Below are 8,094 nucleotides of genomic sequence, written 5' to 3' on the forward strand. Positions count from 1 at the left end.
GATAGATTTTCAACGACCTGCAAAAAGGTGATTTGGCCGCCTCGTGCACCATGACGGCACACTGCTACGGACAAGCCCTATGAAAAGCCCGACCATAAGCCACAAAGCCATCGGCCAGATCAGTGATATCGACATCCGCCTGCTGAAGATCTTCAAGGCCGTGGTCGATAACGGCGGCTTTGCCGCCGCTGAGGTGCAGCTCAATATCAGCCGACCGGCGATCTCCATCGCCATCAGCGATCTGGAAAAGCGACTGGACCTGCGCCTGTGTCAGCGCGGCCGCAGCGGCTTCACCCTGACAGAAGAAGGTCAGGAGATTTACAACGCCTCGCTGCAACTGCTGGTGTCGCTGGAAACCTTCAAGACCCAGGTCAACGCCATTCACCACCAGCTCAAGGGCGAACTGAATATCGGCATCACCGACAATCTCGTCACCCTGCCCCATATGCGCATCACCCATGCGCTGGCAGCACTGAAAAAGGCCGGCCCCGAGGTGCGTATCAATATCCGTATGATTCCGCCCAACGATATCGAGCTGGGTGTGCTCGACAGCCGTCTGCATATAGGCGTGATCCCCGAACTGCGGCCTTTGCAGGGGCTGAATTATTACCCGCTGTACGAAGAAACCTCGCAGCTCTACTGCAGTGCAGGTCACCCGCTCTACAGCCGTTCCGATGACGAATTGCAGCCAGAAGACATCTACGACTGCGACGCCGTCGTCCCGGCGTTTGCCCAGATCGCCGAGATCAAAAGCAAGCATCAGCTGCTTAACAGTCAGGCCACCGCAACCGACCGCGAAGGTATCGCCTTTCTGATTCTCACCGGCCACTTTATTGGTTATCTGCCCACCCACTTTGCCCAGCGCTGGGTGCGCGATGGCCTGATGCGGCCTTTACTGCCACGCCAGCTATACTTTGGTACCCAGTATTCGGCTATCACCCGCAAGGCGGCACGACCGAACCTGATTCTGGAAAAGTATCTGGAGGCGTTGGGGGTGTAGTCTTTATCTCCATTACACATCTTGTTAAGCAATACTGATAATTAACGATTTCTCTGCTCGATACTTATGAAAGGAGTGTAAATTGAACAGTCTTTCAGAAGGGCTTAAAAACTTAGAAAAATTAATCCTATCCACCTCCTCAGAAACGAATCTAAACGAAGCACAAACAAGGTTTCATATAATAGATGACATTATTTTTTCATGCTTAGGTTGGCCTAAAGACCAAGTTGAGGTAGAAAATTCAGAACAAAGAAAATTCACTGACTACGAATTGGGAAAGCCACGCTTAGCTATAATAGAAGCCAAAAGAGAAGGAAGTATTTTTTCAATACCTGCTGGATTATCCTGTAAGTTGTTAATGGATTTAAAATCACTATCCAGAATGGATAGTGATCTATCTGACGCAATTATTCAAGTACAGAACTATTGCAGTCAAAGAGGTGTTCCTGTAGGAATAGTTACCAACGGCAGTCAAATAATAGCTTTTTTAGCTTCTAGGCAAGACGGGATATCTGTTATCGATGGCAACGCCGTTGTATTTACAAGCTTAGAACACCTAAAGGAAAACTTTACTCTTGCATGGGACTTAATTTCCTTTCACGGAATAAAGGAGCGTCGAATTTTCAGCTACCTTACAAATGGCCACTCTGCAATTCCTAACAAACTCTCATCTAAACTAATAAACTATCCAACTGTCAGATACAAAAGTGATACGCAAGCAAATCTGAGACAGCTCTCCGAGTTATTTCTACAAGACATTTTCGAAAGCACTGAAATAGAAGAGAGGTTTTTCAACGAGTGTTACTGTGAAAGTGGCGCACTATCTAAATATGCTTTGCTTAGTAAAAATGTCTTAGATGCTAGGTATGCCGCTTTATTCAGCAACTCAGAGTTGGCTCCTCATTTAACACCTGTCAAAGAGAAGAAGAACGACAACTTTTCTCCTGATATTTTAGCCGAAGCAATATCTAAGAGGCCTATTGTTCTTTTAGGAGATGTTGGGGTTGGAAAAACATCATTTGTTAAAAATCTGATGTATAGAAGTGCTTACCAAGAATTCAGAAACGCCATTTACATTTACATCGATCTGGGATCAAAGGCAGCACTGACAGATGACTTGAAAGCATTCATACTCGACGAAATAGAAAACCAACTTTACAACAAGTATGAAAAGGATACCTATGACCACAACTTCATTAAAGGCGTGTACGCATCTGAAATATACCGTTTTACTCAAGGGATATGGGGAAAGAAGCAAGAGACCGACCCTATATTTTATGAGACAAAATTATTTGAAATGCTAGAAAAAGAAATAGAAAAAAAGGATAAACACCTAAATAGATCTTTAACATATTTCTCAAAAACAACAAAAAAACAAATAATTATCTCTTTAGACAACGCAGACCAAAGAGACTACGACACTCAACAGCGTACTTTTGTAATATCCCAAGAGCTTGCAAAAGAATGGAGTGCGACAGTTTTTATTTCTGTTAGACCACAGACTTTTTTTAGCTCAAAAAGATCAGGGGCATTATCTGCTTATCCCCATAAAATATTCACAATATCCCCACCTAGAATTGAAAACGTAATCGAAAAGAGATTACAATTCGCTCTAAGCATGGCCGAAGGAAAAATCCCACTAGAAAGACTCGACAATATAAGAGTAAATGCAAAGAACTTAGCTCTTTTTCTAAAAGCACTAATTTCGTCACTAAAATCAAACCCAGAGCTTAACGAATTCATCACAAATATAACCGGAGGTAACATTAGAGCAGCAATCGAGTTAGTGACAGGCTTTATTGGCAGTCCAAATATTGAGGCAGAAAAAATAACTAACATCATGTCTTTAAATGGAAAATATGTAATACCACTACATGAGTTTACTAAATCTGCACTACTAGGTGACTACTCACACTACAATCCAGATACATCAATAGCTCTAAATATATTTGATGTAACATCAGCTACAAAGGACGAGCACTTCTTAATTCCAATCCTACTCTCCTATTTGGATTCAAACTGCATCCAAAAGAAAAATGACGGTTTCATTCCAACTGAGAATATTTTTGAGGAAAGTCAAAATATGGGATTTAGTGAAACCCAGATAAATAGCGCTCTACGCAGAGCCACAAACAAAAAGCTTATTGAAACCACACAAAGAGTAACATTCGAAGAAGATATCAACGGAATCCTGACGGGAAGTATGCCTGATGCATTCAGAATTACATCAATAGGTGCATATCACTTGAAGAAATGGATAGGTGCGTTCACTTACATAGATGCAATGGTATTCGACACACCTATATTTACTATGGAAACTAAAGAAGCACTCTCAAAAAATATAAACTCACTTTCAATTGAAGATCGATACTCTAGGGCCACAATATTTAGGCAGTATTTAAAAGAGTGCTGGCTTCAAATACCCAATAAACCTTCATATTTTGATTTCCAAGAAATAACAAAAGAAGGCCAGCGAACATTTGATAGCGTGCTTCATGCCATTAATAAAAAAGCATCGAAATGATTTTTTAAAAAGAAAGACTACCAAGAAATAACGCACTTAAAAAACGCCACCAGTCTAGTACATATTTAATATATTCCTGCCTTTAAGAAACTTTAAATAAAAAACCCGACCAATCATCCCTGACGGGTCGGGTTGTCTGCATCTTCGTTATGCAAAGCGGGAGTGAACGCCGGAGCGCTCACTCAGAGTACAAAGGTCATTACCACGTTGCAGAGCAGTGCGACAGCAAAGCCCAGCGAGGAAGGCAAGCCGGTAGCGGTGATCGAACGGGTAGCGCTGGGATATGACCGCCAGCCCATTGAATATCGTCTGTCCCGCGGCGCAGCGGATACGTTCCGCTACCAGATCGACATTTTCTGAAGCTCCTCTCACCTGCCGCTATCGGGTATTTCCTCAGTGCAGATAGGCAGACTACGCCACCCGGCGGGTTCTGTTCTTATCCCTGTCCAATAACGGCCATATCGCGATGTCAGAACGTGTTCACGTTCTCAAAGACGCTCCGTAAGTAAGAAATCCTTGCACAAACCTGACTAAGCTCTTGCCGTTATTACAGACAGCGGCTAAAACACACAGCTAAGTGCAAAACTGTGCACGAATTATGCTGTATGTCTTGGTGACCTTCGTATTCAGGCAGACAAGCGAGGTGATCCCAATGGAGAAAATCTTGTCGGGTAATTGGATCAGTCTGTTTTTTGCTCTTACCGGGCGTTTACTAACAGGCGGGCGTTTTCGTAAGAACGCCGATATGGAATGCAATATCGGTATCGTGGCGTACACGACACTGTTCGTTCTGGTCAGTCTGGGTTATCTGCTGAGCAGGTGACGCTGGCAGAACTGATCAACCTGCCCTGGCCTGCAATCCTATTCCGTGCGAGGCAAAGTGTTGCCAGCCTTTGGGCGTAATGCGCAGTTGACGGCTGCCGTCGCTGCGCCTCAGCACATCCTTGTCCAGATACGCCTCCAGCAACGCTTTGGCCAGTGGTCCGGCCAGATGGTAACGTCGTTCGCTCCAGTCCAGACAGGGCCTTGCCTCAGGTTGCCGGTAACCGGATAACGCTTCATCCATGGCCATTCCCAGCGTCATGCAATACATTCGCCCCGCCTCGGTCAGTAACAGGCTGCCGCGCTCCTCCTGCAGAAACCCCGCCTGAAAGAAGCCGTCATAGATGGCCACTCCCAGCTCACCGGCAATATGGTCATAGCAGGTTCTGGCCTGCCGCAGAGCCAGCGGCACGGTCGAACGTACTGTTTTCACTCTGGGTGTCATGGTCAGCCGTGACAGCGCTTCGATGGCTTCTGCCACTTCCCCATTAGCCAGCCGGTAATAACGGTGTCGTCCTTGTTTGAGCAGCTCGAGCAAACCATTGTCCGTCAGCATGCCAAGGTGACCACTGGCCGTCTGGGGAGTCAGGCTGGCTACCCGTGCCAGTTCACCGGCGGTATAGGCGCGGCCATCCATCAGAGTCATCAGCATGATGGCGCGGCTGGGCTCGGCAAATAGAGTTGCCATGCGGGCAATCTGAAAGGTGTCCTGATTGAGGGCATCGACCATAAGCGGCGTCCTTCTGCGCAAGCGCACAGGTTCTGGCAGGGGAAAACTGCCTGCTATTGTTTCACAGCAGGGCGGCGAATGCTTCGGTACGCACCGAAACATCACCGGGCATGACGGCCCTAGCATAAGCACCTGTTCACGTTGTCAGCCTGCTTTTTGCCGGAGGAATACCCCATGCTCGCCGTTCTGTTTGAAGTAACCGTCGCCACTCCCCATCGCCAGCGCTATCTGGATCTGGCCGCCCTGCTGCGGCCTCAGCTGGACACTATCCCCGGCTTTATCAGTATCGAGCGCTTTCAGAGCCTGACCGATAACAACCGGGTACTGAGCCTGTCGTGGTGGGAAAACGAGCACGCCATCAGTCAGTGGCGCCAGTTTGAAGCACACCGCATGGCGCAGAGTGAAGGCAAGGCCCAGCTGTTCGATGGCTATCGCATCCATATCTGCGAGGTGGTACGTCAGCATGAGTTTCAGCGTTCCGCCCGCAGTGAGCCTGCATCATGACGGTAATCGCCCTGCTGCTGCGCGGCTGGCAATGGCTGGACAGCAGAGCAACGCAGGCGCTGCTTCACCGTAAGCAGTTGCACCGTCAGCTGGCACACCTGTCACCCCATCTGCTGCGGGATCTGGGCCTGCAGACTGATCAGGTGACTGCGCCCAGTAATTACCGCCTCACCACCTTTTCTCAGCGAATAACGGACTACGACCGATGACAACCCTGCTACTGCACTCGCAGCTGCCTGATGCCATCCAGCACTACGCGGACCTCAGCCAGGGCAACCCCCTGCAGCCACTGGCCGACGGCAGCTGGCTGGTCTGCTCCTATGCGGCCTGCCAGACCCTGCTACACAGCCCCGCTGCATCAGTGCCAGAGCTGTCTGAGCTGGCGCATCAACAGCAGGCTCCCGAGCGCGTGCAGACAACGCTCAAAGCCCTCGCCCGCGTCAACAACCCGCCCGTGCATAACACCCTGCGCAGGCTGGCGGAGCCCCTGTTTGCTGCCCTGCTCACGGCACAGGGTCAGCCCGCAGCGCTTATGCCACGTCTGGCGCAGTGGCTGGAATCTCGCATCGGCACACAGTCGCGCTGGGACTGGATAGCGCTGGCTAGTGAGCTGATGCCACGCTGGCTGTTGGCCTGCATGGGCGTCGGTGAGGAGGACACCGCCCACATCATCGCGCTGTTACCTGATCTGCATTGCATCATGCGGCCACACAATACGGCGGCTGACTGGCCACGGATTGACACCGCCATCAACGAGATCAGCCAGCGTCTGTGTTATTCACCATGGCTGCAGCGCACCCTTGCCACAGCACCTCCGGCGCAGCACAGCGCACTGATAACTGCACTGCTCGGCATGCTGATCCAGAGCCGCGACGCCGGTCGTGGTGTACTCAGCGATACCCTGCTGGCATGGCTGCGAGGGCAGATCAGCACCTTCACGCCCACTGCCATTCATGAGGTACTGCGCTTCTACAGCCCCATTCAGCACACCCGCCGTCAACTGCATGAGGGCATCACCCTGTGCAGCCAGTCTCTGCCCGCGGGCGCGCAGCTGATTCTGCTGTTGGCACAGGCCAACCGCGACAGCAGCGTATTTACCCATCCACACGGTTTTGACAGCGCACGCAGTAATGCCAGTGCCCATCTCACCTTCGGTGAAGGAGCTCACCAGTGCCTTGCCCGTCACGCGGCGGTCGCCTTCTGCCAGCAAGTATTCGTCTGGCTGCAACAGCGCTACGACAGGCTGAACTGGCAGCCCCACCCCCTGACCTATGAACCGCTGGCCAATGCGCGTTTGCTGCAACAGCTGTGGGTGAATGTGTGCGGCCAGTCGACTACCATGACGCCGGACCGCCGCTGATAACATGCTCACGATCCTACACTCTCAGGGACACAACTATGCAGAACCGCTACAAGGAACGAATGAACATCGCACTGGGCTTTATCGAGGCCAATCTTGATAAGCCCCTGTCCCTTCACGCGGTGGCCAGTGCCTGTCACTTTTCCGAGTTTCACTTTCACCGGCTGTTTTCAGCTCTGATGGGCGAAACCCTGAACGACTACATCGGTCGTCGCCGCCTTGAGCGAGCCATCAACCGGCTGGCCTATCGTCGTGAGCAGAGTATTACCGAGATCGTTCATGAGCTGGGCTTTTCCTCCAGCGCCAACTTTGCCAAAGCCGTCAAAGCCTTCAGTGGTTACAGCCCCTCAGCCATTCGTGAACCCGACGAAGAGCACAAAAGCAAGATTGGAAAACTGCTCAGCAAGTATGGAAAAGCCTTCAGCCCTGCTGATTTATATCCTGCCTGCACCCGCTCAGCACTGACGGGAAAATCAATCACAAGGGATATAACGATGAACAGTAAAGAGGTTGAAATCCGCCAGCTGGAAGCTCAGCAGGTTTGCGTTCTGGCCACCACTCAGGGCTATGAACAGCAGGGCATCTTTGATACCTGGGACCAGCTGATCGCCTGGGCCAGTGCGCAGGGCATTGCACCGGCGCAGCAGGCGCGCTATGCCTTTTGCTACGACAACCCGGCGGTCACACCGATTGAAAAGTGCCGCTACGAGGCGGCCGTAGTGATTGACCCCAGTGTCGAGGTTAAGGCGCCGTTTCGCACCAGCACACTGCCCGCAGGTAAATACGCGGTGCTACGAGTGAAAGGAAACGATGAGCAGCTGAACAACGCCCGACTGGCCCTGTACGCCGAATGGTTTCCCGGCAGCGGCTTTGAACCGGATAACTTTCCGCTGCTGGAGCGCTATCACAACGATGTGCGAGAGGATGGCTTTGTCGATCTGGAAATTCATATCAAGCTGAAAAGCCTGAGCTGACGGTACAGCAACGCATGGCCACTCATACCAAAGTGGCCATACCTACCGCCGAGACAAACCCTCTATTGTGCTGACCCTGTGGCGGATAACGCCCCAGGGTCAGCCTCTTCAGCACCCACTTCCGTGGCTGATAACCAGGCGTGTCGGGAACGACGTCCTTAACAGGCTGTTGAAAATCTA

At 50.6% G+C, this 8,094-nt stretch carries 9 protein-coding genes; 8 read left to right on the forward strand and 1 reads right to left on the reverse strand.

Annotated elements, in window-relative coordinates; genetic code table 11:
- Positions 1-79: 79 nt before the first annotated feature.
- The 4 genes from WH50_RS25470 (at position 80) to WH50_RS26510 (ending at position 4,347) form a co-directional block, all read left to right on the forward strand.
- Positions 80-1,000: a LysR family transcriptional regulator gene (locus WH50_RS25470; RefSeq protein WP_110190257.1), complete on the forward strand. Its 921-nt coding sequence runs from the start codon at positions 80-82 to the stop codon at positions 998-1,000.
- 82 nt (positions 1,001-1,082) lie between these two features.
- Positions 1,083-3,524 carry a P-loop NTPase fold protein gene (locus WH50_RS25475; RefSeq protein WP_110190259.1) on the forward strand — a complete coding sequence of 814 codons (2,442 nt, stop codon included), beginning with the start codon at positions 1,083-1,085 and terminating at the stop codon, positions 3,522-3,524.
- A 162-nt stretch (positions 3,525-3,686) separates the two neighbouring features.
- Complete coding sequence (locus tag WH50_RS26745) at positions 3,687-3,884, forward strand: hypothetical protein (RefSeq protein ID WP_207780497.1); 198 nt, start codon at positions 3,687-3,689, stop codon at positions 3,882-3,884.
- Positions 3,885-4,176: 292 nt separating this feature from the next.
- Complete coding sequence (locus tag WH50_RS26510; RefSeq protein WP_165838569.1) at positions 4,177-4,347, forward strand: hypothetical protein; 171 nt, start codon at positions 4,177-4,179, stop codon at positions 4,345-4,347.
- A 15-nt stretch (positions 4,348-4,362) separates the two neighbouring features.
- On the opposite strand, the gene WH50_RS25490 is transcribed toward WH50_RS26510, so the two are convergent.
- On the reverse strand, positions 4,363-5,076 hold the full coding sequence (locus WH50_RS25490) for an ArsR/SmtB family transcription factor (protein WP_110190261.1): 714 nt from the start codon (positions 5,074-5,076) through the stop codon (positions 4,363-4,365).
- Between the two features lie 174 nt (positions 5,077-5,250).
- Between WH50_RS25490 and WH50_RS25495 the strand changes: the two genes are divergently transcribed.
- From WH50_RS25495 to WH50_RS25510, 4 genes are read left to right on the forward strand one after another with little or no spacing between them, the layout of a single operon-like run.
- The gene (locus WH50_RS25495) at positions 5,251-5,580 is read left to right on the forward strand and encodes an antibiotic biosynthesis monooxygenase family protein (protein ID WP_110190263.1); all 330 of its coding nucleotides are present in this window, start codon (positions 5,251-5,253) and stop codon (positions 5,578-5,580) included.
- The gene (locus WH50_RS25500; RefSeq protein WP_110190265.1) at positions 5,577-5,789 is read left to right on the forward strand and encodes a DUF1127 domain-containing protein; all 213 of its coding nucleotides are present in this window, start codon (positions 5,577-5,579) and stop codon (positions 5,787-5,789) included. Before WH50_RS25495 ends, WH50_RS25500 begins: the two co-directional genes overlap by 4 nt.
- Positions 5,786-6,940 carry a cytochrome P450 gene (locus tag WH50_RS25505; RefSeq protein WP_110190267.1) on the forward strand — a complete coding sequence of 385 codons (1,155 nt, stop codon included), beginning with the start codon at positions 5,786-5,788 and terminating at the stop codon, positions 6,938-6,940. The genes WH50_RS25500 and WH50_RS25505 overlap by 4 nt, the downstream gene beginning before the upstream one ends.
- Before the next feature lie 38 nt (positions 6,941-6,978).
- Positions 6,979-7,914 carry an AraC family transcriptional regulator gene (locus tag WH50_RS25510; RefSeq protein WP_110190269.1) on the forward strand — a complete coding sequence of 312 codons (936 nt, stop codon included), beginning with the start codon at positions 6,979-6,981 and terminating at the stop codon, positions 7,912-7,914.
- Positions 7,915-8,094: the final 180 nt, after the last annotated feature.

The organism is Pokkaliibacter plantistimulans, assembly GCF_003194385.1.
GTDB classification, from domain to species: Bacteria; Pseudomonadota; Gammaproteobacteria; order Pseudomonadales; family Balneatricaceae; genus Pokkaliibacter; species Pokkaliibacter plantistimulans.

Bases quoted from the DNA above. Each gene is read 5' to 3' on its own strand.
- WH50_RS25505 (WP_110190267.1), top strand. From the start codon at position 5,786: ATGACAACCCTGCTACTGCACTCGCAGCTGCCTGATGCCATCCAGCAC.
- WH50_RS26510 (WP_165838569.1), top strand. From the start codon at position 4,177: ATGGAGAAAATCTTGTCGGGTAATTGGATCAGTCTGTTTTTTGCTCTT.
- WH50_RS25510 (WP_110190269.1), top strand. From the start codon at position 6,979: ATGCAGAACCGCTACAAGGAACGAATGAACATCGCACTGGGCTTTATC.
- WH50_RS25500 (WP_110190265.1), top strand. From the start codon at position 5,577: ATGACGGTAATCGCCCTGCTGCTGCGCGGCTGGCAATGGCTGGACAGC.
- WH50_RS25490 (WP_110190261.1), bottom strand. From the start codon at position 5,076: ATGGTCGATGCCCTCAATCAGGACACCTTTCAGATTGCCCGCATGGCA.
- WH50_RS25470 (WP_110190257.1), top strand. From the start codon at position 80: ATGAAAAGCCCGACCATAAGCCACAAAGCCATCGGCCAGATCAGTGAT.
- WH50_RS25495 (WP_110190263.1), top strand. From the start codon at position 5,251: ATGCTCGCCGTTCTGTTTGAAGTAACCGTCGCCACTCCCCATCGCCAG.